Annotated in this window: 32 protein-coding genes; 3 read left to right on the top strand and 29 right to left on the bottom strand. The window is 64.0% G+C overall.

Translation table 11 applies throughout. The features are described from left to right. Positions 1–392: 392 nt before the first annotated feature. The 4 genes from KIH77_RS08920 to KIH77_RS08905 form a co-directional block, all read right to left on the bottom strand. Positions 393–674 (bottom strand): holin, encoded by a 282-nt coding sequence (locus tag KIH77_RS08920; RefSeq protein WP_219101081.1) that lies wholly within the window; start codon positions 672–674, stop codon positions 393–395. Positions 675–684: 10 nt separating this feature from the next. Continuing rightward, positions 685–1,488, bottom strand: a complete 804-nt coding sequence (locus KIH77_RS08915) for a CHAP domain-containing protein (RefSeq protein WP_219101079.1) — start codon at positions 1,486–1,488, stop codon at positions 685–687. Between the two features lie 134 nt (positions 1,489–1,622). Continuing rightward, positions 1,623–1,793 (bottom strand): hypothetical protein, encoded by a 171-nt coding sequence (locus KIH77_RS08910; protein ID WP_219101077.1) that lies wholly within the window; start codon positions 1,791–1,793, stop codon positions 1,623–1,625. A 2-nt stretch (positions 1,794–1,795) separates the two neighbouring features. Further along, positions 1,796–2,119 carry a hypothetical protein gene (locus KIH77_RS08905; RefSeq protein ID WP_219101075.1) on the bottom strand — a complete coding sequence of 108 codons (324 nt, stop codon included), beginning with the start codon at positions 2,117–2,119 and terminating at the stop codon, positions 1,796–1,798. A gap of 89 nt (positions 2,120–2,208) precedes the next feature. On the opposite strand from KIH77_RS08905, the gene KIH77_RS08900 reads away from it, so the two are divergent. From KIH77_RS08900 to KIH77_RS08890, 3 genes are all read left to right on the top strand, one after another. Beyond that, entirely contained in the window at positions 2,209–2,979 is a 771-nt protein-coding gene (locus tag KIH77_RS08900; RefSeq protein WP_308283334.1) for a site-specific integrase, read from the top strand. Between the two features lie 504 nt (positions 2,980–3,483). Then, on the top strand, positions 3,484–3,738 hold the full coding sequence (locus tag KIH77_RS08895) for a hypothetical protein (RefSeq protein WP_219101073.1): 255 nt from the start codon (positions 3,484–3,486) through the stop codon (positions 3,736–3,738). A 48-nt stretch (positions 3,739–3,786) separates the two neighbouring features. After that, positions 3,787–4,089 (top strand): hypothetical protein, encoded by a 303-nt coding sequence (locus tag KIH77_RS08890; RefSeq protein ID WP_236024593.1) that lies wholly within the window; start codon positions 3,787–3,789, stop codon positions 4,087–4,089. A 6-nt stretch (positions 4,090–4,095) separates the two neighbouring features. On the opposite strand, the gene KIH77_RS08885 is transcribed toward KIH77_RS08890, so the two are convergent. From KIH77_RS08885 to KIH77_RS08765, 25 genes are all read right to left on the bottom strand, one after another. Next, positions 4,096–4,389 carry a hypothetical protein gene (locus tag KIH77_RS08885; RefSeq protein WP_219101071.1) on the bottom strand — a complete coding sequence of 98 codons (294 nt, stop codon included), beginning with the start codon at positions 4,387–4,389 and terminating at the stop codon, positions 4,096–4,098. A gap of 27 nt (positions 4,390–4,416) precedes the next feature. Then, positions 4,417–5,229 carry a hypothetical protein gene (locus KIH77_RS08880; RefSeq protein ID WP_219101069.1) on the bottom strand — a complete coding sequence of 271 codons (813 nt, stop codon included), beginning with the start codon at positions 5,227–5,229 and terminating at the stop codon, positions 4,417–4,419. 3 nt (positions 5,230–5,232) lie between these two features. Then, complete coding sequence (locus KIH77_RS08875; protein ID WP_219101068.1) at positions 5,233–5,481, bottom strand: hypothetical protein; 249 nt, start codon at positions 5,479–5,481, stop codon at positions 5,233–5,235. A gap of 9 nt (positions 5,482–5,490) precedes the next feature. Beyond that, positions 5,491–6,483: a siphovirus ReqiPepy6 Gp37-like family protein gene (locus KIH77_RS08870; protein ID WP_219101066.1), complete on the bottom strand. Its 993-nt coding sequence runs from the start codon at positions 6,481–6,483 to the stop codon at positions 5,491–5,493. Next, positions 6,474–7,310: a hypothetical protein gene (locus KIH77_RS08865; RefSeq protein WP_219101064.1), complete on the bottom strand. Its 837-nt coding sequence runs from the start codon at positions 7,308–7,310 to the stop codon at positions 6,474–6,476. The genes KIH77_RS08870 and KIH77_RS08865 overlap by 10 nt, the downstream gene beginning before the upstream one ends. Further along, the gene (locus KIH77_RS08860) at positions 7,307–10,678 is read right to left on the bottom strand and encodes a phage tail tape measure protein (protein WP_219101062.1); all 3,372 of its coding nucleotides are present in this window, start codon (positions 10,676–10,678) and stop codon (positions 7,307–7,309) included. Before KIH77_RS08860 ends, KIH77_RS08865 begins: the two co-directional genes overlap by 4 nt. A gap of 11 nt (positions 10,679–10,689) precedes the next feature. Continuing rightward, positions 10,690–10,920 (bottom strand): hypothetical protein, encoded by a 231-nt coding sequence (locus tag KIH77_RS08855; RefSeq protein ID WP_219101107.1) that lies wholly within the window; start codon positions 10,918–10,920, stop codon positions 10,690–10,692. A 128-nt stretch (positions 10,921–11,048) separates the two neighbouring features. After that, positions 11,049–11,564 (bottom strand): hypothetical protein, encoded by a 516-nt coding sequence (locus tag KIH77_RS08850; protein WP_219101060.1) that lies wholly within the window; start codon positions 11,562–11,564, stop codon positions 11,049–11,051. Between the two features lie 91 nt (positions 11,565–11,655). Next, positions 11,656–11,976, bottom strand: coding sequence for a hypothetical protein (locus tag KIH77_RS08845; protein WP_308283332.1), 321 nt, complete (start codon positions 11,974–11,976; stop codon positions 11,656–11,658). Beyond that, complete coding sequence (locus KIH77_RS08840; RefSeq protein WP_219101058.1) at positions 11,973–12,503, bottom strand: phage tail tube protein; 531 nt, start codon at positions 12,501–12,503, stop codon at positions 11,973–11,975. Before KIH77_RS08840 ends, KIH77_RS08845 begins: the two co-directional genes overlap by 4 nt. Before the next feature lie 31 nt (positions 12,504–12,534). Next, positions 12,535–12,924 carry a hypothetical protein gene (locus KIH77_RS08835; protein WP_219101056.1) on the bottom strand — a complete coding sequence of 130 codons (390 nt, stop codon included), beginning with the start codon at positions 12,922–12,924 and terminating at the stop codon, positions 12,535–12,537. Continuing rightward, positions 12,921–13,298, bottom strand: a complete 378-nt coding sequence (locus KIH77_RS08830; RefSeq protein WP_236024592.1) for a hypothetical protein — start codon at positions 13,296–13,298, stop codon at positions 12,921–12,923. The genes KIH77_RS08835 and KIH77_RS08830 overlap by 4 nt, the downstream gene beginning before the upstream one ends. After that, complete coding sequence (locus tag KIH77_RS08825; RefSeq protein WP_219101054.1) at positions 13,279–13,713, bottom strand: DUF6093 family protein; 435 nt, start codon at positions 13,711–13,713, stop codon at positions 13,279–13,281. Before KIH77_RS08825 ends, KIH77_RS08830 begins: the two co-directional genes overlap by 20 nt. Further along, on the bottom strand, positions 13,710–14,297 hold the full coding sequence (locus KIH77_RS08820) for a hypothetical protein (protein WP_219101052.1): 588 nt from the start codon (positions 14,295–14,297) through the stop codon (positions 13,710–13,712). Before KIH77_RS08820 ends, KIH77_RS08825 begins: the two co-directional genes overlap by 4 nt. An 8-nt stretch (positions 14,298–14,305) precedes the next feature. Then, a complete protein-coding gene (locus KIH77_RS08815; RefSeq protein WP_236024591.1) occupies positions 14,306–14,770 on the bottom strand; it encodes a head fiber protein in 465 nt (154 codons plus the stop codon). Beyond that, entirely contained in the window at positions 14,770–15,627 is an 858-nt protein-coding gene (locus KIH77_RS08810) for a phage major capsid protein (RefSeq protein WP_219101050.1), read from the bottom strand. Before KIH77_RS08810 ends, KIH77_RS08815 begins: the two co-directional genes overlap by 1 nt. A 13-nt stretch (positions 15,628–15,640) precedes the next feature. Beyond that, a complete protein-coding gene (locus KIH77_RS08805) occupies positions 15,641–16,249 on the bottom strand; it encodes a phage scaffolding protein (protein WP_236024590.1) in 609 nt (202 codons plus the stop codon). A 24-nt stretch (positions 16,250–16,273) separates the two neighbouring features. After that, a complete protein-coding gene (locus tag KIH77_RS08800) occupies positions 16,274–17,494 on the bottom strand; it encodes a hypothetical protein (protein ID WP_236024589.1) in 1,221 nt (406 codons plus the stop codon). After that, positions 17,388–18,893 carry a phage portal protein gene (locus KIH77_RS08795; RefSeq protein WP_219101048.1) on the bottom strand — a complete coding sequence of 502 codons (1,506 nt, stop codon included), beginning with the start codon at positions 18,891–18,893 and terminating at the stop codon, positions 17,388–17,390. The genes KIH77_RS08800 and KIH77_RS08795 overlap by 107 nt, the downstream gene beginning before the upstream one ends. Continuing rightward, positions 18,874–19,572, bottom strand: coding sequence for a terminase large subunit domain-containing protein (locus tag KIH77_RS08790; protein ID WP_308283329.1), 699 nt, complete (start codon positions 19,570–19,572; stop codon positions 18,874–18,876). The genes KIH77_RS08795 and KIH77_RS08790 overlap by 20 nt, the downstream gene beginning before the upstream one ends. Next, positions 19,556–20,674, bottom strand: a complete 1,119-nt coding sequence (locus KIH77_RS08785; RefSeq protein WP_219101046.1) for a terminase — start codon at positions 20,672–20,674, stop codon at positions 19,556–19,558. Before KIH77_RS08785 ends, KIH77_RS08790 begins: the two co-directional genes overlap by 17 nt. 1 nt (position 20,675) lies before the next feature. Continuing rightward, positions 20,676–21,212, bottom strand: a complete 537-nt coding sequence (locus KIH77_RS08780) for a hypothetical protein (protein WP_219101044.1) — start codon at positions 21,210–21,212, stop codon at positions 20,676–20,678. A gap of 119 nt (positions 21,213–21,331) precedes the next feature. After that, positions 21,332–21,634 carry a hypothetical protein gene (locus KIH77_RS08775; protein ID WP_219101042.1) on the bottom strand — a complete coding sequence of 101 codons (303 nt, stop codon included), beginning with the start codon at positions 21,632–21,634 and terminating at the stop codon, positions 21,332–21,334. Between the two features lie 3 nt (positions 21,635–21,637). Then, positions 21,638–21,883, bottom strand: coding sequence for a hypothetical protein (locus KIH77_RS08770; protein ID WP_219101040.1), 246 nt, complete (start codon positions 21,881–21,883; stop codon positions 21,638–21,640). Next, a complete protein-coding gene (locus KIH77_RS08765) occupies positions 21,880–22,662 on the bottom strand; it encodes a DUF4417 domain-containing protein (RefSeq protein WP_219101038.1) in 783 nt (260 codons plus the stop codon). The genes KIH77_RS08770 and KIH77_RS08765 overlap by 4 nt, the downstream gene beginning before the upstream one ends. Between the last annotated feature and the right edge of the window lie 36 nt (positions 22,663–22,698).

The following is a 22,698-nucleotide window of genomic DNA, read 5'->3' as shown; positions in this document are numbered from 1 at the left end:
GCCACCGGCGTCGACGCCTACGAAAGCGGGTTCGGCATCAGAACCGGCTGGGCCGGACGCTCACACTAACCTACCAACACGCCAACAACACGCGCGAATAAGACCCACGTTTTGACCCTTAGCCCGATTATAGAGACGAGCCGACGATTGCGACGTCGGTTTTCAGCGAGACCGGCTCAATGAAAAAAAAATCCCGGACAATCGTCCGGGATTCCGTGGCGGAGTGAGGGGGATTCCATCCAATCTCATATTTTCGTTGGATTCATTGGGATTTCAAGACCTACTGAAAAAGGTTCCCCATCAAGTTCCCCATCAAATCTTTCGTTTAAACGACAATCAGCCCCGCCCAGACGCAGGTTATGCGGCCGGACGGGGCTGATTGGATGTGGGGCCTATGAGGCCTTGGTCAGGAGCTTGCGCAGGCTGAGGCCGTCATCGACTTCGGGGATGCCGGCGACGCTGGTGAGCAGGGACACGATCGCGGCCATGGCTGCCACGGAACCGATGTTCGCCCAGTCGACCTGCAGCAGGCCGACCACGCCCGTGCCGATGACGCCCAGCGCAGCCTGAGCTGCCGTTTTCACAGCACGGACGGCGGCGCGCTTCACCCATTCGACAGGATTGGAAACCTGCTCGGGCGTGGTTGATTCATCAGTGGACTCGATATCAGACATGTATGCCTCCCTAGAATCTATTGGAATTCAGACGCTTCTGCAGCGCTTTGACGGTTGCGGGACCGAACCAGGCGTCAGCAGCGACACCCAGCCGACGTTGGATGGCACGGATGGTGGCCGGGCCGAGAAGCCCGTCGACGGAAAGTCCACCGATTTTCCGCTGTACGGCACGGATCATGGTGGATCCGTAGCCGCCGTATCCGTAGCTCATCAGGTTGGGACGCCCATAGGTGCGATTGTCGGGCACGACCTGTCCGGTAATCACACCATCGACGGGAGTGCCCATGACGCGCTGCCAGCGGGACACGGTGGCTACGCCACAGTATCCATCCACGGCCAAGGCGCCGTTGACAGCGACGGAACCGTAGGAGGGCCGCAGGATAGCCGCGACGACTCCCCACGCGCGGGTGCGCCGGGCCACCGCACCATTGTTGGTGTTGCCCTCAATCGTCTGGAGGTATGAGCCACGATTGACCTCGACAAAGCCGATGTGATCGACCACCCCTCCATCCCAGTTAAAGATGACCAGATCGCCCGGCCGAGCGGCGGTCTTCGCCACCTCACGGCCGGCGGCGCGGCCTGCGGAAAGCACGTAAGGCACGTATGCGGCAGGCAGGCCGGGGAAACTCTGGCCAGCCTGCGCCATGACCCAGCTGACGAACATGGCGCAATATGGAACACCGTTCGCCCCATAGTAGCTGCCGTGGCTGGCGGCGTACCATCGCCCGTATTTCGTTCCCTGCTGGGAGTCGTTCCACCGGCTGTAGCCGATCTGGCCGGCTGCAACCCTGAGCACGTCAGTCGCGGTCGCCATAATGCACCTCCTCAATCTTTTCGACATCCTTGACGGCGTCAGCCCGACTGGATTCTGACGCCAGATTCTTGTCATCCGTGTCCGGCACGGTGACCTCCTTTCCTATGGCCGCAGGAGCGCGGCAAACCTTGGGATTACAGACTCGCGGCAACGATGACGACGATGAGCAGCCACACAGCCGCGCCGATGGCCACGGCCAACAGATAACCGAGAATCGCCAGCAATACGCCTGCCGCAACGATGAGACCGAGTATCAGTAACGTCGAGATGATTGGATGCCGTTCAAAAAGGGTTTCCTCATCCATGCCTAATCCTCCTTGACGTGTGCGTTGACTATCTCCTCGTGCAGGTGGGCCGTTGTCCCGTCCTCGATGACCTTTGAGTTGAGGGCCCGGTAGGCGTTCCATGCCACATCGGCCCTCCGCTTGTCGTCCACGCTTGCCGGTTTCCCCTGAGCGACGGTTTCGGAATGCAGACGGGCGATTTTGTCGAACAGCAGTGCACTGAGCGCTTCGTCGCGCACGTCCTGCTTGGCCATGATGGTTTTGACCCGCTGCCAGAGAATCCCGCCAAGAGCGCTGATAGCGGAAATCAGGACTCCGACGACCACGCTGATGATGATTTCGTCCACTATGTGCCCCTTATTTCTGATTGTCTGGAATCCCACACGCTTTCCCGCCGGAACGCCCGACAAGGCGCATGGGATTTTTGGAGGAAACTATGATTCTGAATGATTTCTGGGAGCGGAAATTTCTGCCCTACTGCATGGCCAATCTGCGCGAATGCACGCTGATCGGATATGAGAGCGCATGGCGTCGGCACATCCAACCCGCATTCGGTCTCCTGGAGATGGAGGTCATTGACGTCGAACGATTGGACCGATGGTTGGGCGGGTTCAGTCAGGCCGGAGCCGCACGTAAAGCATGGGCGGTATTGAGATCCATGCTTCGGCGCGCAGTCCGCTGGGGGCTGCTCGATATTGACATGACACGGCGTGACATCAACCTGCCAAAGGTCCGTCACTATGAACCTGTGCTCCTGACCGTGCAACAGCAGCGCGACCAACTACGTGGATTCTACGGGTTCGAGCTTGAAGCGTGGATCCTCTGCGCCTCGTGCTGCGGACTCCGCTCGGAGGAGGGATATGGCCTCGAATGGTCGGACATCGACCTACGTAGTGGAGTCCTACACGTCGAGCGCGGGCTGCAGTGGATTAAGGGGCATGAGGTCGTCGTACCGCCGAAAACCGAGCTCAGCCGCCGAACATTACCTCTCCCCCGCTTCGCGGTCAAGCGTCTCCGCGAAATCAAATCGTCAGGCAGGCTCATCGGCGAGCTCACCCCACCCAAAGCCGCTAGAGCATACAAATCGTTCTGCCGGCGTCACAAACTCCCCTACACGCCGCCACGCAATCTCCGCCACAGTTGGGCGACGAACACTCTGGCCGCTGGCGCCGATATCAGCGTGGTCTCAAAAATGCTAGGTCACTAAGATATCAAGACCACCGCGAAGTACTATCTCAAGCCCGACATCACAGCATTGAGAGACGCACAGCGTCTCTTTGAGCGGCATCTCATCAGCTAATAGCATTCCCTATCCCAGATGCAAGAAGGCATAGATTCACTGCCTAGAGGCGTATGGCAGATAACGCGGAAAGGTATTGCCGCGCAAAGCACCGGTGCTGGAGCCGGCCGAGAGGTGCCGGTAACATGGCCGAGGCCATTCAGGGCAGCACCTTTCGTCCTGGCTACGCCAGGAGACGCGTGGCTCCCGGTTTCCATTCAAGATGTAACCCGAACCGGTTGCACACTGGGCTTGCGTAATTACTCATCAGGTGCGAAACCTGCCGCGGACTACTATCAATATGTCTACGCATACGGAGAGCTCGCCTAGCATTCCCTATCCCAGACGGATGATTTCGCAAGCAAGCTGAACACTCGTGTCGGCCAGCATGACCGTGATCTCGCCGCGATGAACAAACGCGTGATGACAGGCATGAGCATCGTCACCCAGCCGAGCGGCAACGGTTATGCGCCGTTGTGGACACTGGCCGAGTTCAGAACGAAGTTCGGTCGCGACTGGACCGACGGCACTGTCGTCTCCGTGACGAACGCGCACTGGGAGGCGAACGGCATCATCCCGATAGGTACCCGATTCGTCAAGAATCCGGGGCGCATTGATGTCATGTTTAGCGGGAACAATACTGCACAGGTCCGAATCAACTGGGTGGTGTTTTTCCCCATGGCGTAGCATTCCCTATCCCAGACGCAGGCGACGTTGACGCAATCGGGACCGACCATGCTCATTAACGGTGGTCCGGGCGGAGACAAGACGGTGACGGGAATCCGGTGGGGCAAACTCGTCCAGCTCAACGTCAGCATCGGCACGAAGCTGACGACCGCATGGGGTGAAGAGACCATCGGCACACTGCCCGCCTCGTGGAGGCCCAAGGCCGACGTGTCCGCGCCCACGGCGGGCCGTGACGGCCACAACCAGATGCGCATCATCGTCTCCAGCAACGGCAAGATCAACTACCAGAACCAGGGAGGCACACAATCCAACGAGGGCGTGCTCACGACAGTGTGCTATATCGCCGCATAAACCGGGTCATGAGGCGATATAGCAACAGTCGATTCGGAATCCGGCGCCGGGCTGGGCGCCCGATTGGTTGCGTGACTCCACCCTTCCGTCCGCGTAGACGACGATCTCCTTCTGACTGCCGCCTTCGCGGCCGCTGCCTGCGAAGATGCTGTCGTCCAACGGTCTCCAGCCAGCGGGGATGGTGCCCAACGTCAGATTGCCCCAGCTGCCGTTCGCGCTCTTCGTGGCGCGAATCTGCAGCTGGACCAGTCTGCCGACCCTGACACCCTTGATGCTGCCGTTGACGTTGTCCACGAGCACGGTCGGCCCCATCTGGGATAGGGAATGCTAGGCAGGAAATGCGACGATCCAGTTGACACGGGTCTGCACTCCTGTGTTCTTGTCGAAGACCACGTCGAGACGCCGCGACGATTCGACGTATCGGACGCCTAATGGGATGACGTTCGCCGCATCCCAATGGGAGTTCATCACACCGATGTACGTGTCGGTGGTCCAATCGCGACCGAACTTCGCGCGGAACGAATCAAGGTTCCATAGCTCGGCCCATCCCTTGGCGTTGCCCTGGGTGACGAGACTCGTGCCGGTGAAGACGCGGGGCAGTTTGGATATGGTCTGCTGTGTCTGGGATAGGGAATCCCAGACGTCCTCCAGTGGTTGGATGACGTTGACGAGCGTGTCGACCTTGGTGACGGTGATGCCGTCGAGGTTGATGCGGCACAGGGGCAGGTCGGAGACGATGGCGCCGTCCATGATGCTGCCCGATTCGTATGCGGGATCCACTGGGGTGCCGCTGGTGGCGGTGCCCTTGATGGCCATGAGGCTGGCGGTCTCGACGCCGCTGGTGGGGTCCTTCGCGTACCGGGCCACGACGAGGTCCCGGCGTTTCTGGCCTTGGGAGCCGGATTGGATGTTCACGTCGGTGGCCATGTCGATGTGCATCTGCCGGCCTTCGAGCATGAGCTCCCATGCGGGGATGGTCACGTTGTTCGCGTCCTTCATGACCGGTTTCGTCTCCCAGTCTCGAACCTTGAGCAGGTATCCTCCGACTCCGGCGAACGACGCGTGCAGATAGGCGTCCTGGTCGGAGGTGACGTGCGGGGTGTCACCGCCGAGGCTGCCGGTTACGAGTTCGATTCCCATCTGCTACTCCTTCTTTCCGTCGACGAGCTCGGTCTTCCACAGGTCGAAGTCCTTGTCCTGGTTTTCGGCGAGCTGGAGATACTCCTTGTAGTCCGCGCCGCAGAGGAGCATGGACTTCTCCTCGTTGTTGCGGTTGATTCGTTTGATGATGTGCCAGTCGGGGGATGCGGTCTCGCTGGGGCCGACGTATTCCTTGACGGGGCAGCCGTCGCGGTCGCATTCGTATTGGGTGATGTTCGTGGTTTTGGGCATGTGCTCCTCCTATTCCTGTTCGTCGGGCCAGTCCTGGACTCCGGCGGTGTATTCGATGGTCGGTTGGCTGTTGTCGAGTTTGACGACCATGCGGGTGATATTGGACGTGACGCTGATGCCGGTGATGGCGTCGTAGGCTTTGACGATGTCGTCGACGTGCAGTCCGATGTCGTCGGGCACGTCGATGTCGACGTTGCCTTCGGCCTGCATTTCCTTGAGCTTGTCCCTTGTCTTGTCGGAGAGGTCGGTGCCTTCGCTGCTGGTCAGCTCGTAGGTTTCGACGATCTCGTCCACGCCGGTGAGCGTCTGCTTCTGGCTGACGGCGCCGTTCTTGTCGGCGTACCAGTGGCTGACGGCGCGGGCTTTGAGTTCGCCCTTGCCGAGTCCGATGAGGTGGTTGGTGCGCCGGTACGCCTTTTCCGCCGTGAAGTCGATGCGCTGGTCGCTGTCTGCTCCCCCGTATGTGGTGGCGGGCACTGCCCGTATGGTGGTGACGCCGTCGGTGTTGGCGATGTCGAGTCGTGCGCCGATGCCGGTGAGCATCATGCGCAGGCCGAGATACGCGTTGATGTAGCGGCGGAACGAGTAGTTGCCCACGGTCAGGCCGCTGGATTCCGTCGCCACGGTGAAGATGCCTCCGAGCCCTATGCGGCTGATGATGGTGCGGATGATGGTGTTGGCTTCGCCATTGACGGTGAGCCGGTCCGTGCCCGCGTCGGGTTGGATGATCTTGCCGGCGAGGATGCCGTGCCATGTGCGCCCCTTGACGGTGTATGAGGCGCGTCCGTCTGCGACGGTGGGGCAGATTTCGTCGATGGTGCCGCCGTATTCGGTGCCTTCCACGCTCACGTACATGCCGGCCTGCAGCACGAGTCCGGAGGTCTTGTGGCTGAGTTCGAAGTCGTTCGCGTCGTTCTGGTCTCCCCCGAACTGGAGGTCGAGCGTCGGGCTGACGAGTTCGCCGAGCACGTTGCGCGTCGAATCCATGTAAATCATGTCCATGGCAGTCCCGTCTGTTCGAGCCACCATTCGATGTCGAAGCCGAAGCTTTCGTCCCAGCCGATCTGCACGTCTCCAGTGGGGATGGGCTCGAACGCGTATTCGCCGGCCGACTGGTCGCGGTGGAGCTTGCCGTACACGTTGGTGCGGTCGCCGTTGGCGGCGACCAGTTCGGCGGTGCGTGGCATCGCGGTCCCGTCGATGACGAGGTAGCCGCCGGACGGCACGGTCACGTCGGCGATGACCTTGTTGCCGCCGATGCTGATGTTCGGCGTGGACGCGGCCCCGTAGACGATGATCTTCGCGCGGCTGGGCAGCGCGGAATCATTGTGCAGGATGCTGCGGTTACGGCTGGGCAGATAGTCGTACCGGTAGTCGTACCGGTATCCCTTGCCGCCGTTGTAGCGTGCCGTGCTGCGGCTGAACGACTGCCGGACGGGCTTGTGCCAGAATCCGTCCAACAGGGCGAACGTGAACTCGACTCGCGTGAGCTGGGGGCTCACGTAGTCGGGTTCCGTCTTCACGCACAGGCAGGGCTGGCGCCATCCGTCGACCTCGAGCACGCCCGCGTCGCCCTTGAGCTCCACGTAACGGTAGAGATCGGCTTCGAAGACGCGGTCCACGGTCTCCAACGGGGTCTTGTCTCCGCGGATGACTCCCGTGGCCTTGACCTCCCTGGCGGAGCGTGTAGCCTCCAGCGACCGGTGGCCGAGGTCGACGTCCCATTCGCGTGTGCGCAGCTCCCTGATCTGGCCGATGAGTACGCCGTCGGGGTCGTTGAGGTCGAGCACAGCGCTGCCGTCGCCACTGGTGTATGTGAACGTGTTCATTGGCGCAGCGCCTCCATGATGTCCCTCCTTCGTTGACGTTTGCCGGTGGTGGGGGTCCAGTCCGCGATGATGGGGCCGAGCGAGTCCTGCAGCGCGCGGATGGCGTCGACCACGTCGGCGTTGGACGTGCCCCGGCCGGTGGCTGCGGGCACGGCGTATGCGCGGGGGGCAGGCTGCACGTTGCGCACGAGCCCGCCTTCGGCGTACCGCTGCCAGTTGATGGCGTCAAGCATGTGCCGGCCGTATTTGCGGACGGCGGCGGCGCGGACGACGTATTCGCCGTTGGACAGGAGCGTGGGGACGCTGTCGCTGGTCGCGGTGCCAGGCCCCCGTACGATGCCGCCCGTGGCGAAGGTTCCCATGCGCCCGGTGCCGGACGCGGCCCCGTTGAGGTCGCTCATGTTGCTTCGCGCGATGATATTGAACGTCTTGTCGGGGATGTGCATGCCCCGGACGAGTTCGATGGTCTTCGACGCGTTGTCGATGGCGCTCAACGTGGTGGACTTGCCGCCGATGCGGGCGGCGTCCACTGCGGCCTTCGCCGCGAAGAACGGGCCGTTGTTGCCGCTGATGACGCCGGTCTTCTTGTTGATCTTCCAATTGTTGGCCTGCGCGACCTTGGCGAGCATGGGGCTGTTGTCGCCCAGCAGCACGCCGGTCTTGGGGTCGATGCGGGCGCCGTTGGCCATCGCGAGGGCGATGTCGTACTGCTCCTTGTCGAGGCTCAACGTGCCGGTCTTGGGGTCGATTGTCGCGCCGGTGACGGCGGCGATGGCCTCCATGGCGCCGGTGTTGTCGCCGCTGATGGTGACGTTCTTGCCGTCGGGCGTGGCCTCGATCTTGAGTTTGAGTCCGTCGAACGCCTTGGATGCGTCGTCGGTCACGGTGATTTTCGTGGTCTTCTCGTCGGGCACCGACTGCACGCTCTTGGCGAGCCGTTCGACCTCGCTGCGGGTGAGGCCGTACTTGTCGGCCTGTTCGGCGGCCTGTTCGGCGCTCATTCCCATCTGCTGGGCGAATTGGATGAACTTGTCTCGCGCGGTGTCGACGGTGCCGTAGATGTTCTGCAGGCTTTCGCCGTTGCGGGCCTGCGCTTCGGCCGCCTTCAGCGCGGAGGAGGCCACGTCGTTCAGGGCGCTTTGGTTGTTGCGTCCGGCCTCGGTGGTCAGGTCGAGCGTGCGGCCGTTCTCCTTGATCGCCGTGGACGCCTTGCTGTACGATTCCTGCAATGCAATCTGGGCGTCGGAGCTGCTGATGGCGAACCCGTAGTAGGTCTGCAGTGCGGACACGGCCTCGCCGAGGGCGTTTGCCTGGTCGCTGATGCCTCCCGTGGATGCGCCGAAGCTGTCCGCGAGGATGGTCTGCGCGTCTGCGGCCTCCTGCGCGGAGGAGGCGGACCCGCTGAGCCCGTCCGCATTCGCCTGGTTCGCCGCCGCGGCGTCGTTCGCGGCCCCGGCCTGCGCGGAGTCCGAGCCGGCGAGCGCGTCCTTCGCGTTCTTCGCGTCGTCGGCGCTCTTGGTGCCTTCCTGATAGGCGTTGGACAGTTGGTCGAGGCTTTTCTTGAGCATGAGGCCCTGCTGGTTCTGGTAGGGCAGCGTGCTTTCGGACAGTTCCTGCATCTTGTTGTTGAGGGTGCTCATGGCCTGGTCGTTGCCTTGGGCGGCGCGGGCCATGGTTTCCATGCTGATGCCGGTCTGTTCCAGCAGTTCGGGCAGGTTTTTCGCGTGGCTGGCCATGCGGTCGAGGAATCCGAAGTCCATGTTCTGCATCTGGTCGACCATGGTGGAGCTGACGTCTCCGGTGGTTTCCATCGCGGTTTTGATTTCGTCCGCCGACTGCTTGGCTTTCTGTGCCTTGTTGGCCCAGTTCATGAGGGCGGCGCCGGCGACGGTGAAGGCGATGCCCCATGGTCCGCCCATGAGGTCGATGACGCCGCCGGCCATGCTTTTCAGTCCGGTGGTGACTCCCTGTGTGCGGCTTACGGTGGTGCCGAACGTCTGCATCTGCCGTTCGGTGCTGCCGAATGCGGCGCCGATGGCCTGCATGCCGTAGGAGAAGCTGCTGCCGGCCGCCTGGAATCGTTGGATGGGGTCGACGACCATGCCCATGGCCTGGCCGAAGCGGCTGCCGCTGGTGGCGAGTTTGCCGAAGCTGGTGTGCAGGAGGGTGGCGGCGCCGACGGCGGCTCCCATGACGACGACGCCCTGTTGGACGCCGGAGGGCAGGTTCGTGAACGCGTCGACGAGCATGTCGACGGTCTGCACCATGGAGCGCAGGGGCCCGTTGGCTCCCTCGCCGACGGTGATGAGCATGGTCTCGAAGCTGCCGGCGAGGTTCTCGAGGTCGCCTTTGAGGTTGTTGTTCTTCGCGGCGGCCTGTTCGGCGGCGAAGCCGCTTTCGCTGACTTCGCTGGTCCACTGGTTGATGCCGTCCGCTCCCTCCGCGTACAGCACGTTGGCGGCGCGGATGGCGTCGGAGCCGAATATCGTGGCGAGCGCCTGGTTGCGCTGCTCCTGTGACAGGCCGCCCATCCTGTCCTGCAGTTGGCCGGCGAGGTTGGCGAGGCCGACGAAGTTGCCTTGCGCGTCGTATGCGTTGATGCCGAGTTCCTGCATGAGGTTCTTGGCCTTGGTGCTCGGGTTCGCGAGGCTGATGAGCATGGTCTTGAGGCTGGTGCCGGCGTCGGAGCCGATCATGCCGGAGTTGGCGAACGCGGCCAGTGTGCCGGTGGTCTCCTCCATGCTGATGCCGAACGAGTTGGCGACCATGCCGGACTGCTGCAGGGCGTAGCCGAGGTCGCGTGCGCTGCCCTGTGCCTTGCCGGCGCCGGCGGCCAATGCGTCGGCCACGCGGGATGCGTCGGCGCCGGTGAGGTTGAACTGGGCGAGCGTGGAGCTCATGAGTTCGGCGGCCTCGCCGACGGCCATGCCGTCGCTGGCCGCGAGGTTCAGCGCGCCGGTCAGGCCGCCGGCGAGGATGTCTCCGGTGCTCATGCCGGCCTTGCCGAGTTCGTTGATGGCGTCCGCGGCCTCCGAGGCGGAGTAGACGGTGTTGGCGCCGGCATCCAATGCGGCCTGCCGCAGCTGCTGCATCTGCTGGGCGCTGGCCCCCGTGTTGGCCTGCACGGTGCTCATGGCGGCGTCGAACTGGGCGAACGCGGATACGGCGGCCACGCCGATGGCGGCGGACACCGCGCCTATGGCGAGGCCGGCCTTGGTGAAGCCCGCGCCCACCTTCTCGCTGGTGGTCATGGGCTTCTCCATGGCGGTGCCGAGCTTGGACGCCTGCGCGGATGCGGCCTGCATCTTCGCGGTGTAGTTCGACGTGTCGGCCATGAGCCGGATCATGATGTTCTCGTTCAACGCCATGGATGCGGTCCTTATTGTTTGTCGATGATGCGGGGCTTGAGGCTGGTGGTCTGCGCGTTCGAGTTCACGCTGCCGGATTCGCGGTATTGTTTCATGGCCTGTTCGCGCATCTCGGTGACGAAGCAGAGTTCGACCTCGCCGCCGGCGAACGCCTCGTGCACGCGGTCGTAGTCGTGGCAGAAGCCGATGGGCATCCCGCATAGCGGGCATACACGGTTCTCGTACGCCTGCAGGGCGAGCATCCACAGGCGTTCCGTCTCGTCCCATTCGACCGGGTCGTCGGGGGTCGGGGTCCAGCCGAGCCAGCGCTTGTAGCTGATGCCGAGGCCGCGTGCGCAACGCAGCCCGGCCAGGAGTTCGGGGTCGTCGGCTATGCGGTCGGCGAGTTCAGCAGCTCGGACACGGCTTTTGGGAGGCTCGTGGCCGGGGTGTTGAGCTGCTGGATGGTTTCGAGCAGCTGCATGGTCTGCGAGTCGGACAGTTCGTCGGCCAGCCGTTCGGCGTCGATGTCGGTGGTCTCGCCCCTCCATGTGGCGTGGTCGAGCATCCTGGGCAGGGCGAGCGTGAGGAGCTGCTGGAAGTCCTTGACGATCTTGCCGTCGACGCTTTTGGTGGAGGCTGCGACGATCTGGTTCCACTGGCTGGAGTTCAGGCCGCGCAGCGTGAGCGTGAGAGAGGATTCCCGCACCTTCGCGCCCAGTTCGTTCAGACGTGCCGTGAGCTCGTCACGTTTCCTAACGGTTTGTGCGGCCTCGGCCTCGGTCATGCCGTTCGCGGCCGGGGGCAGGTTGTTGATTTCGTCGGCGGTGAGGATGGCCTGTCGCAGGGCGTCGAGGTCGGTGCACACGTCGACGTCGGCGGTGGGGCGGCTGATGGTGATGTTCATGTCGATCCTCCGAAAAAGCAGGGTCGATTCTCGAAGGGGGAGGTTCCCCATGCCGGAGAATCGGAGACGGCATGGGGAAGGATGATGGCGGTCAGCTGCCGCTGGCCGGTGTGGGTGCGGGCAGTATCGCCGTGCCGGCGGCGCGGGCGTTCGCGCCCTGGGTGGTGCAGTCGACGACGGTGACGGTCTGGCCTTCGGTGCCGGAGACCCCGCCGTCCGCGGGCAGGTCGGCCCACCCGGATCCCAGGTCGCATACGGTGTCGTAGGCGACCTTGGGGGCCGCGTCGGCCGCGGTGATGATGTATCGGCGCTGCCGGCCCGAACCGAGGGTTTCGGCGACGGTGACGGTCTGGCCTCCCTCACGGGCTGCCGCGGTGACCGTCAGCGTGCCGAGCGTCGGCTCGGGCGTCACGCTTTTGGGCCGACGGTCGCGGTCTCGTCCTGGCTGCCGGGATCGGCGGAGAACGAGATGGTGCTCATCTGACGCTGGTTGGCGGCGTGCGCGACCGGCGTCTTGATGCCGATGGTGACCTTGAACACGCTGACGGTCTGTCCGGCCGCGAACGCGTCGTCGGTCGGCAGGCCGCGACGGCGCACGATGTAGCCGACGGTGCCCTGCGTGAGCGTCTCGACGGCCTTGTTGTCCGCCTTCGCGGCGCCGTTCTGCACGTTGACGTTGTCGAGCAGCTGGAGCGTGCCGTTCTCGTATTTCTCCTGTCCGGGGATCTGGCCCACGGCGGCGGCGCCCTCGCGGTCGTCGTCGATCATGTCCTGCGAATGGTCGAGTTTCCATCCGTCGGCGGTCAGCCAGTAGGACAGTTCCACCGCGTCGTCGGCGGTGAGCTCGTCCACTGTCGGGTTCTTCACGTCCGTGATGGCGGGCACGAACACGGTTTTGACGCGGCCGTCCTCCAAGTAGGCTGTGACGTTGTTCGGCATTATTCTGCCTTCCTTTCGGGGTTTGGTGGTGTTAGATGGGGTATCCGGTGCGCCATGTGAGCACGCGCATCACATAGGGGCGGCTCGACTCCGGCTGCTGGAGCTCGGCCGCGTAGGTGCCGGAGTCGATGTCGGGCACGAGCGCGGACAGCCCCTCGGGCATGGCGCCGTCCAATGCGTCCTGGAGTCGTTCGCACGCGATGTTGACGGACGTCTCGTTCACGCCGACCACGCGGATGTCCAATACGGCATGGCGCAGGGTAGCATGCACGGCCTCGTTCAGGTCGCGGCCGGTCTGGCGCAGGGAGACGACGATCCACGGCGGATGCGCGCCGTCGGCCATGCCGTCCTCGTACACGGCCCACCCGTGCATTTCGGGCAGGAGGGCGAGTACTGCGGTTCGGGCTTCGAGATAGTTCATAGGCCCTTCGCCGCCTCGTGCACGTAACGGGCCACGGTGTCGAGCTCCTCCTCGCCGTGCTCGTAGAACCGGTGCGAGCCGCCGCCCTTGGACGTGCCGAAGAACGCGATGTTGGCCAGCGAGCCCGCGCCGCCCGACTGGGGTGCGATGTCGGCCTCCACGTTCACGCCAGCGGATTTCATCTCGTAGGCGATGGGGATGCGGCTCATGGCCGCGTTGGAGGAGCCGGCCACGTCCTGCTGGATGGAGGTCTTGATGTTCTGCGCGCCCTTCTTCACCGCGGCGGCCACGAGGGCCTGCTTCTTCTTCGGCACGGCGGCGAGCCGTCGGCCGAACGCGGTGAGCTGGGACGCGTCAACCGATATCAGCGGCATCGTCGGTCTCCTTCGGGATCTCCTGCACGTTCCAGCGTTTCGCCGTCGCGTGCGACTTTTCCGACTGCATGTTGACGAGCCGGTATCGGCGGCCTATGAGGTCGGGGTCGGACGAGGCCGTGCATTCGGCCATGTCCTTCTCCCTGACCCCCGTCGCCGTCCATGGCAGGTGCAGGTAGAGCGCCCATTCGGGGACCATGCCGCCGGCGTTGGAGCTCTCGCCGGTGGCCGTGGCCCTGTTCGATGCGACGCCGCCGGCGGTCTGCAGTTTGCCCCTGCCCTCATACACCGTCGTCACGGCCTGCGTGACGGCACCCGTTTCGGGGTCCACGGTCTCGCCTGTGTGCCGGGTGATGCGGAACGTGTCGGTCATGAGGGATTCGGCCATGCTGCGGGCTCTGTTCAGGATTCTCATTTGAACACCCCGATGCTGATGCCGGGCGAGCCGAACCGGTTGCGGAGCGCACGTTTCGTGCTTTCGGGCAGTTCGCTCGCGTCGATGACCTCGTCGCCTCCCTGCCGGAAGCCGACCTGGTAGTCGTCGATGCGTTCGTAGGCCTTGCTGCGGTCGGCTCCGGGGCCGCCGTTCTCATGTTGGGTGAGCCCGGCGGCGACCATGCTGCATACGAGGCGGACGATGTCGGCGGGCACGGGGTCGTATCCGGCGGTGAGTGTGATGGTGACGGGCCGGGGGATGCCGTCGGGCGTGCCCCATAGGCCTTCCCGGTACAGGGCGTTGCCGAACAGCCTCCAGTCGTCGCATTCCTCTCCGTCGATGAGCACGGAGGCCACGGAGATCACCGGCCGGCATGGAAGGTCGAGCTTCCGTGAGACCTCGCTGGGGATGGTCAGCGTGTATTCGCCTCGGGAGATGGGGCATCCCGCGGCGTCCCGGACGGCGGCGGATACGGAGCCGAGCAGTCTCTGGGCCAGCGTCTCGCTGCCGTCGTAGTTGATGCCGTAGCCGTCGAGGTCCTTGGGGGTTGCCAGCGGTTCCATATGGTCTCCTAGGATGCGATGACGCCGGCCGCCCTGAGCTGGGTGAGGATGGCGTTGACCGTGCGGACGGCATCCGCCACCGTGGCCGTGTCGGCGAGGTTGGGGACGGCGACGCCCTTCTTCACTCCTCCCAGTGCCGTCGACGTGGCGGCGGGCAGCGTATAGGGAGTGCCGGCTCCGATGGCGGTGCGAGCCGCCGCGGCATCCGTGGCTTTGAGCACTGCCTTGCCGGTGGCGGTGGCTCCGGAGAGCGTGTCGGCGGTCGGGGATGCGGGCACGGTGGGGATGACGCCTGCGGCGAGCTTGTCCTTGGTGATGCCGCCGGCGAGCATCGCGTTCGTGATGCTGCCGTCCGCCGGGGTCGCGGATGAGCCGCTTCCGGGGATGGCTGCGTTGAGCTCGTCCGTGGTTTCGGCCGCGATAACCGCGCGGCCGGCGTCGCCCACGTAGGGCATGTCCTCGTAGTTTCCCATCACTTGCCCACCTTGAACGTGACGGTGGCGAGGCATTCGGGGCGGACGACCTTCGCGCCGTAGAGGTGCAGGCCCTTGACGATGTCGTCGAAGCCCTTCTCCTTGCGGGCGGCCTCGACCTTGGCGATCTGTTCGGCGAACGTGGTCGCGGCGTTGGTGCCGGCGATGATGACGTTGCCCTCGTCGGTGGGCGCGTCCTCGGTGCCTCCGGTGGCGGCGGGCGTGTTGTTGCTCTTGAGGATGGTCATGCCGGCGATCTCGCCGACCACGCCGTTGAGCAGGGTGTTGTGTGCGGCGTCGGAGCCGGTGATGAACCGGTTGTCCTTGCGCAGCAGGCCGTAGAAGTCGGGGTTGACGATGACCCAGCGGCCGAGGTCGGGCACGTTCTGCTTGTCGAGCGCGGTGGCGAGGTCGACGATGGCGTCGTACGCCTTGGTGGCGGTGGCTCCGGAAAGTGGGTCGAGCTTGCTTTTCGCGCCCTTGGCCATGAGCCCGGCGACGTACTGGTCGGCCAGGTCACGCAGCTGGTAGGCGGCGTCCTCGCTGTAGCGGGCGCTCAGGTCGTTCATGCTCTGGCGCTTCTCCACGTCGTCGACCTCGAACGCGAAGTATTTGCTCTGGTCGATGACGAGTTCGCCGGCGTCCCTGTCCGTGGCGGCTTCGATGGCGATGTCGGTGTGCGGGGTGTAGTCGCCGACGCTGATGTGGGCGATGCCGGTGATGTGCACGGTGTCGCCGTAGTTGGCGATGTCGCCCTCGTAGTCGCGGTTCACGGCGGAACCATAGACGAGGCTCTTCTGGAGTTCCACGAGGATCTGGGCGCTCCAGACCTCGGGGATGAAGTTGGTGATGGCCATTGGTCATGCTCCTTTACTTGTTGATGCCGAGGATGTCGTCGAGACGGCCTTCCGACTTCGCCTTGACGATCGCCTCGGGTTTCATGGTTTTCAGGTCATCCCTTGTGAGCTGGCCGGCGCCACGGTCTCCATCGCGCGTTCCCGAGGGAGGGATGATGCCCTGCGGGCCAGTGGGGTTCCCGGCTTTCCCGAGATACGGTTTCTCCTTCACGAGGCCGTCGAGCGCCGTGCCGATGGCCTGCGTGTCCACGTCGCCGTCGTCGGAGACGCTGAACTTGGAAAGGTCGAGATAGCGCAGCGCGTCGGACGGGTCGTTGAGCCTGCCGGATGCGGCGGCCCGGATCTCGGCCTTGAGGATGCGCTGGTTGGCCTGCTGCAGGGCCTCGTCCTTGATGGACTGTTCCTTTTTGGCGGCCTCGTATTCGGCCTCCTTGCCCTGCAGTTCGGCTACCTGCCGTTCGAGCGCGTCGACCTTGTCGCTCTTGCCGTAGGCCTCTTTGAGTTTGCGTTCGAGGTCCCTGTTGACCTTGCGCTGGGCCTCGTATTTGGACTGCCAGTCGGTTTCGGGCGGTGTCTGCCCGTCCTCGTTCGGCTTGTTCTCGTCGGTCTGGTTCTGATCCATGGTGTTTCCTTTCGAATCGGTGGATCATTGCGTGAAAATCTGGCCTCTGGTGGTCTTCCACCTGCGGTATTCGTTCTCCGCTCTCGCCAGTTCCTCCGGCGTGGCTGGCGCGTTGCTGCGGTAGGGGCTTCTGCCCTCCAATGCGGCCTCGTAGCGCAGGAGGGCGGTCTGGAGGCGTTTCTGCGCGGCGGTCATGGTCTCGTGCCGGCCCTGCCGCCAGTCGTTGTTGTGCAGCCACATCCCCCGTCTGATCTCCGGGGCCTGGCTCCGCCAGTCCTTGGGCAGGACGTAGCCCTCGCGTTCGAGCAGCCGGACCGCCTGGTCCCTGTCCTTGGCGAGCGCGTAGATGCCTTCGGGGGTGAGTCGGCGTTTTTGGGTGCGTCCCTGTCGGGTGGCGATCATGTTGGACCAGCCGTAGCGTGTGGTGCCTTCGGTGGTGGTCATGATCTTGTAGCCTTTGGCGCGTTTTGATTGGCCGATTGGTTCCATGCCTCGTTTGGCGTTGACGACCTGGCTGATGTCGGCGCCGTCGCGGATGGCCTGTGCGTTGGCTTTGCCGAAGGTTTTGTCCTGTTGTTCCGGGCTGAGGCTGTGGAACGTTTCCATGGGGTCGGTGATGAGCCCGTTGGCTCGTGCCCTGTCCTTGTCGGTGATGGGCACGTGGCGGCCGTGGCAGTGCGGGTGTCGGAGGAATCCCTGGTTCCATCGGAACGTTTTGCCGGCCAGTATCATGCATCGGTCGCAGCATCCGGGGGCTTCGACTCTCACCCATTGGACGCCTGGCCGGAGTGCCGTGTCCGTTTGGGCGGCGCTGTTGGCGGCGTCGTTGACGGCGAGCGCTGTGATGAGGGTGAGGAGTTGGCGTCCTATTTCCATGGCCTGTGTGGGTTTGGTGCCTTGGCTTATGGCGTGGAGGGTTGCGGTCATGGGGGCTTCGAGCGCGTCGGTGAGTGGTTGTCCTTGTGCGGTGTATCCGCCGAATGCCGTGGTGTTGGCGAGGGCGAGTGGTTCGACGTAGTCGCCTTGTTGGGCGAGCATCATGGTGTTGGCGGCCACTGCGGTGTCCGCTGCTTTGGCCTGCAGGAGGGTCAGGGTGCGGATGAGTTGGAGGCTCAGGGGTTTCCAGGATGCTGTGATGTCATTGGTTCTGACCTTGTTCCAGAGGCGGCTGGCGGTTCTGGTCGCGGTCAGTTCCAGTCTGGCGAGTTTCCGTTGGCTTTCCGTCAGGGCCGGTAGTGGTTGCATCGGCTTCTCCGATTCTCAGGGAGCGGTTCAGGGCTTCGAGTTCGGGGTCTCGTGTCTCGTCCTGTTTGAGCCGCATGATGCGGTCGATTTCGTCGGCGCCCAGTCCCATGCGTTCGGCGATCCATTGGAGGGGGAAGCCGAGCTGTTGGTATTTGAGCATGGCGTCGGCCATTTGGGTTTCGTTGCGGTACAGGGGGCTGCTGAAGTCGACTTTCGCGGTTTCGATGATGCGTGCGGTGGCGTCGTCCTGTTCGATTCTGGCGGCGAGCCGGCATAGGGTGCGGATGCCGCCTTTGAGGTAGCCGATGCGTTCGTTGGTTTTGCTGACGAGGCCGGCTTCGGCGACTTCGTAGCCGGTGGCGGGCACTTCGGCTTTGGTGAGCAGGTAGTGGCCGGGGGTTCTGGTTTCGGCGGCGATGTGTTCGACGGCTTTTTCGATGACGGGGATGAACGCGTTGAGGTTGGCGGCGCTCCATTCGGTGGCGCGTACGCCGTCGCCGGTGATCTGGAGGATGCGTTCGCTCACCTGCTTGTCGAGCTCCACGGCCTTGGAGCCGACGATGTTGCCTTCGGCGTCGAGGACGGGTTCCTCCAGTCGGTCTCCGCCGAGGATGAGGCGGCCGGGCAGGGTGGCCCAGTCGAGGCCGTTGAGCAGGTAGGCCCAGACGACGTTGACGGTGTCCTGCATGTCCTCGACCATGCTGATGTCGCTCATGGGCGCGTTGTCGAGCAGGCTTTGGTTACGGAACTCCACGAGGGGAACCTCGCCGAGTCCGTTGGCCTGTTCGGACGCGCGGTCGAACGTCCATTGCACGTCCGGGGGGAGACGGTCGTTGCCGCTGGGTTCGGGGTCGGTCTTCCTGCGACGCACGGTGTATGTGGCGTCGGGCAGGAGCAGCTGGCCGATCTCCTCGTCGTCTCCTTGGCGGATGAGGATGCCGGCCGTGGTGACGCCGGTGAGCGGGTCGATGCACACGGCGCAGGAGTCGGGGTTCTCGAACGTGATGCGTGCCTTGCCGCCGATGTCGGTGACGAGCCCGTAGCTGCGCCGCGCCGCCGTCATGACGAGCGCCGCCTCGGAGAGGCCGCGGTCGGCGTCGGAGCGGTTCCATGCGTCCCATACGCTGCGGCCGATGTGGTCGGTCGGGTCGTACGGGGTGAAGCCCTTGAAGCTGATGCGTTCGACCGGCGCCTGCGCGACGGGCAGGCACCAGTTGTCGGTGAAGCCCTTGAACCGTCGGCTGATGTAGCGCTGGAACTCGTCGGACACGAACCGCAGGGTCCCGCGCCGGCCTTTGACGTAGTTCATGTGCTTGGCGATGTCGCTGCGGCGCAGCATCACCTTGGTGGCGAGCAGGTTCGTCATGCGTGCCAGATACTCATCCGAATAGGCTGCCATGTGTGGCCTTTCTTGTGCTGGTGCCGCTGAACAGGAAGTTGTGGCGGCGTTCGCCCCATCCTGCGGAGCGGGCGTCGCTGGCGGCCTCGTGGGCGAGGACGCTGGTTACGGCGGCGTCGATCTTGCGGTCCTGCTTGGGTTTGCCGAGCCCGTATCGTTCCAGGCTTTTGCTGATCTTGCGGGCGTTGGCCATGTGCGTGTTGGTGATGGGGCATCCGTCGTGGGTGATGAGTCCGCTGGCGATGTCGGCCTCGAAACGGCGCAGCGCCTCGTAGACGGCGCCGACGCGGCTGGAGCCGCTCATCATCCACGACAGGTATTTCTTCGGTCCGTAGCGGCGGTCCCACGCCTCGATGTCGGACTCCCACGAGACCTCGTCGCGGAATCCGGGGTCGCAGTAGACGCGGACGATCCGGTACCGCCGGTTGAGTTCGTCCCACGCGGCGTTGACCTCGCCGCGCTGTATCCTGCCGCCCCAGTCCTTCGGATTCCATATGGTGGGTCTTTGCCCGTCGCCGTAGCGCGGGGTGAACAGGAAGCCGTTGAGCGTCTCGGCCTTGATGCAGGTCCAGTCGTCGTTTTCGGAGCCGTCGAACCCGCAGCATATCTCGGTGCCGTCCGGCGGATTGGGCAGCCACAGCTGATGGTGGCGGGCCAGGGGCCTATCCTGCGTACGCACTCTCCCATACTCCTTCGTCAAGCCATGCGCCGGCGCCCTGCACGAGACGGTTGCCGAAGAACCGTTCCGCCTGGTTGGGGTCGCGCCGCATCAATGCAGTGGCCTCGGCGTCGATGGAGTCGAGGTTCACCCACGGACTTCCGCTGTACACCGCCTCGAGGATCCGCCGCCGTTCGCGCTTGTTGAAGAAGCTGAACGGGGTGCCGTCATCGCGTCGCAGGCTCGGGTCGAGGTCGGGGTTGCGGTAGAACACGAACACGTCGGGGGCGCCGGACTCGTACACCTGCTGCGCGTAGCTGTTCTCGGCGGGGTCCCATGCGTTGGTCCACGCGTGGGTTCGGCCGCCCATGCCGGCGGCTCCTCGCCGCTGCGTGTCGGCCACGTCGATCATGCCGTTCGATTTCGTGTACAGGCCCGCCTCGTCCTGTTCCGCGTCGCTGATCGGGTTCCCCAGTCGCGAACGTGCCGAGGAGGTCACGATGTCGATGCGGTCGAGGTCCAGTCCGTCGTCCTCGCCGTCGGTTCCGGGTCTGAGGATTCGGATGAACGTGTCTCGCACCAGCAGCAGCCGTTTCAACGGGCCTAGCTGGATCATGGCCTTCAATGGCCTGTAGGCGTTGGCCACCTGGTCCTCGCTGTTGGCGGTCAGCTGGATGAGCGGGGAGGGATTGGGCCGTCCCTTGGGCTCGCCTTCCCGGTAGGGGAATTCGAAGCCGCAGGGGCATCCCCAGTCCGAACAGCGGTAGACGTCGCCCTGCTCCGCCCAGCCGTCGAAGACGACCGGCCCGCTCGCCTCGTCGGCCACGAACGCGGCCTCGGTCGGCCCCTTGCCGGTCTTCTGCGGTCCCACGGTCAGGGTCTGCCTATAGGTGAACGCCTGGTTGAGGACCATCGGGTTGTCGATGGTGACTTCCTCGGGCGGCACGTATTCGGCGTCCTCGCGGATGCGCAGCCGGTTGGCGAGGACCCAGAACTGCCAGTCCGCGAGCCGGAACGGCCGTCCTCGCAGGGGGCCGTCGGGCTGCCGGCAGTGCGCGGTGATCCATGCGTCGTTCAGGTCCCCCAGTGTGGGGAAGTCGATGACGAACTCCGGCTCCGTCATGCTAGGCCCTCAGACGACGCTTCGCCACCGTCATGCCGGCGTCGTTCGCCTGCCGTTCGGCGAGGCCTCGCTCCATGCGCCGCTGCGCGAGCTCGTCGGGCGCGATTCTCCAGCCGAGCCGCGCCAGACCGTCTGCGCTCAGGCCGATGCGGTCGGCGTAGCGGGGGATGAGGCCCCTGTCGGCGGCGGACGAGCCGGAGGATTCGGCGATGGTCATGCTGCGGCAGTACATGGCGATGTCGAACACCATGTACGAATACTGCGGCATGCTCCACGCCCATGCCTGCGGGTATCTCCACACCGCCTTCCACATGGACAGCTCGCGGCGGCGGAACGCCCTTGTCTCCTTTTCGGAGAATCTGACGACGCCCTTCTCCACGACCTCCATGACACGGTATCTTCCCAAGGGGAAGCCGGGCACGGGACCGTCGTACTCGCCGTTGGGCAGGCTCATCAGCGTGTATCCCGCGCGTGCGGACGTCCTTGAATTGGGGTCCTTGGCCGGACCGCTGCGTGTTCTCGCCCCTCCGCTAACCATGGTTTCACCTCGCTTCGCCCGGGCCTTTCGCCCGGCTCACGTCATGACAGCCCCGTTTCGGGGCATAAGAAAAGCCGCCTCGGAGAAGGCGGCCCAACGCAGCGTGTAGCCGTGGCCGGCTAGCTCTGCCACAAATCGAACTCCCGGTAGCAGTCGCGAATCGATTTCGTCTTCCCGTCGAAAATCTTTTCGTCGGCGAGTTCTTCGAAAGTTGTGCAGTCACGGCTGATTGGATCATAGGTGAAGTCGCGCTTGAACGGCTCCAGATTGCAGACGAACCATCCATCATGGCCGGCCCCGGTAATCATGGTAATGAAATACTCACGGTCGTTATAGTCGAAGATGGTCTCACAGTTGCCTTGACACAGTTCGGAGAACCACTGCCAGTCATCGGTTCGGTACGGATACGTTCTTCCGGTCATAGTTCACTCCAACTCCTCGCCCAACGTGTTGACTTTGTCGAATAGTCTATGCTCATCGTCCTTCAGCTCCCGCGCATCGCCACGGCGGGGCTTACCTCCGGGATATGTCCAATCGTGAACGTGTGGCCCCATGCCCTTGTGGTCGCGGTAGTCGATCTGCCGCCGCACTTTCCCTTCGCCCATGATGGAAATGGAATGAAGGGCACGCGTTTCTTTGTTCACAGTCACGTAGATTCGGTTCTCGCTCATGGTTTCGATAGGTGCCGTGGTGTTCTTCGCGTCCCTTCGCTCCACGAATTTGATGTTACCGAATTGGAGCAGGGTCCGGTACTCGCTGCCGTACGGTTTCCCGTTCCGGCCAATACCGCTTGACGCGCCTCGGCCTCCCATGCCTTCACCCTTTCCGTATTGCGGTTCCTGTAACCGATATACGCGGTGCCTTGCCAATCGAAGCCCGTCATTGGACTGCCATAAAGCAGCACAAGCCCCGGTCGGAGCCTTCGTATGGCCTCGGACATGCCCATACGCCACAGTCTAACGGCGCCGAGATCCCCGAGCACGCCGAGCGTTGACGCCGCCACGACGGAGCCGATGGGCAGCCCGTCGAACGCGAACGCATAGGACTCCGGCGTGCTCCATTGGAGCGTGGGAATCACCGAAAGACCATGCCGCTGCCAGTATGCACCGATGAGCCGGGAACGGTACACGTTGTGCAACTGCATGGCCATGGGCATGTCCGTGTACAGGCTGAAGTCGGGTGCCAGCACGCAGCGGAAGGGCCGCAGCATGTCGACGTACCGTTCGGGATGGCGCCAGATCCGCTCGAACTGGTAGTCGTCGAGGAAGAAATGCGCTCCATTGCCCGGTTTCGCCGAGTCCGCCATGCCCCTGACGTAGTTGAATCCAATCAAGTCCTCGGGGATTGCGTCGCACGGGGCGAGCGTGGGGATGTCCCATCGGCCGAAGGTCTCCACGCCGTCGAGCAGGGGAAGATTGTAGGCGTTCATCGTCCTCTCCCTCTCGCCCATGGGCCCCCTTCCCGGAACGTTTGAACGCCGCGCACC

The organism is Bifidobacterium pluvialisilvae, from assembly GCF_019331695.1.
In the GTDB taxonomy this organism is placed as follows: Bacteria; Actinomycetota; Actinomycetes; order Actinomycetales; family Bifidobacteriaceae; genus Galliscardovia; species Galliscardovia pluvialisilvae.
The sequence above is the reverse complement of the archived record's forward strand: the minus strand, read 5'-3'. Positions and strand labels throughout refer to the sequence as shown.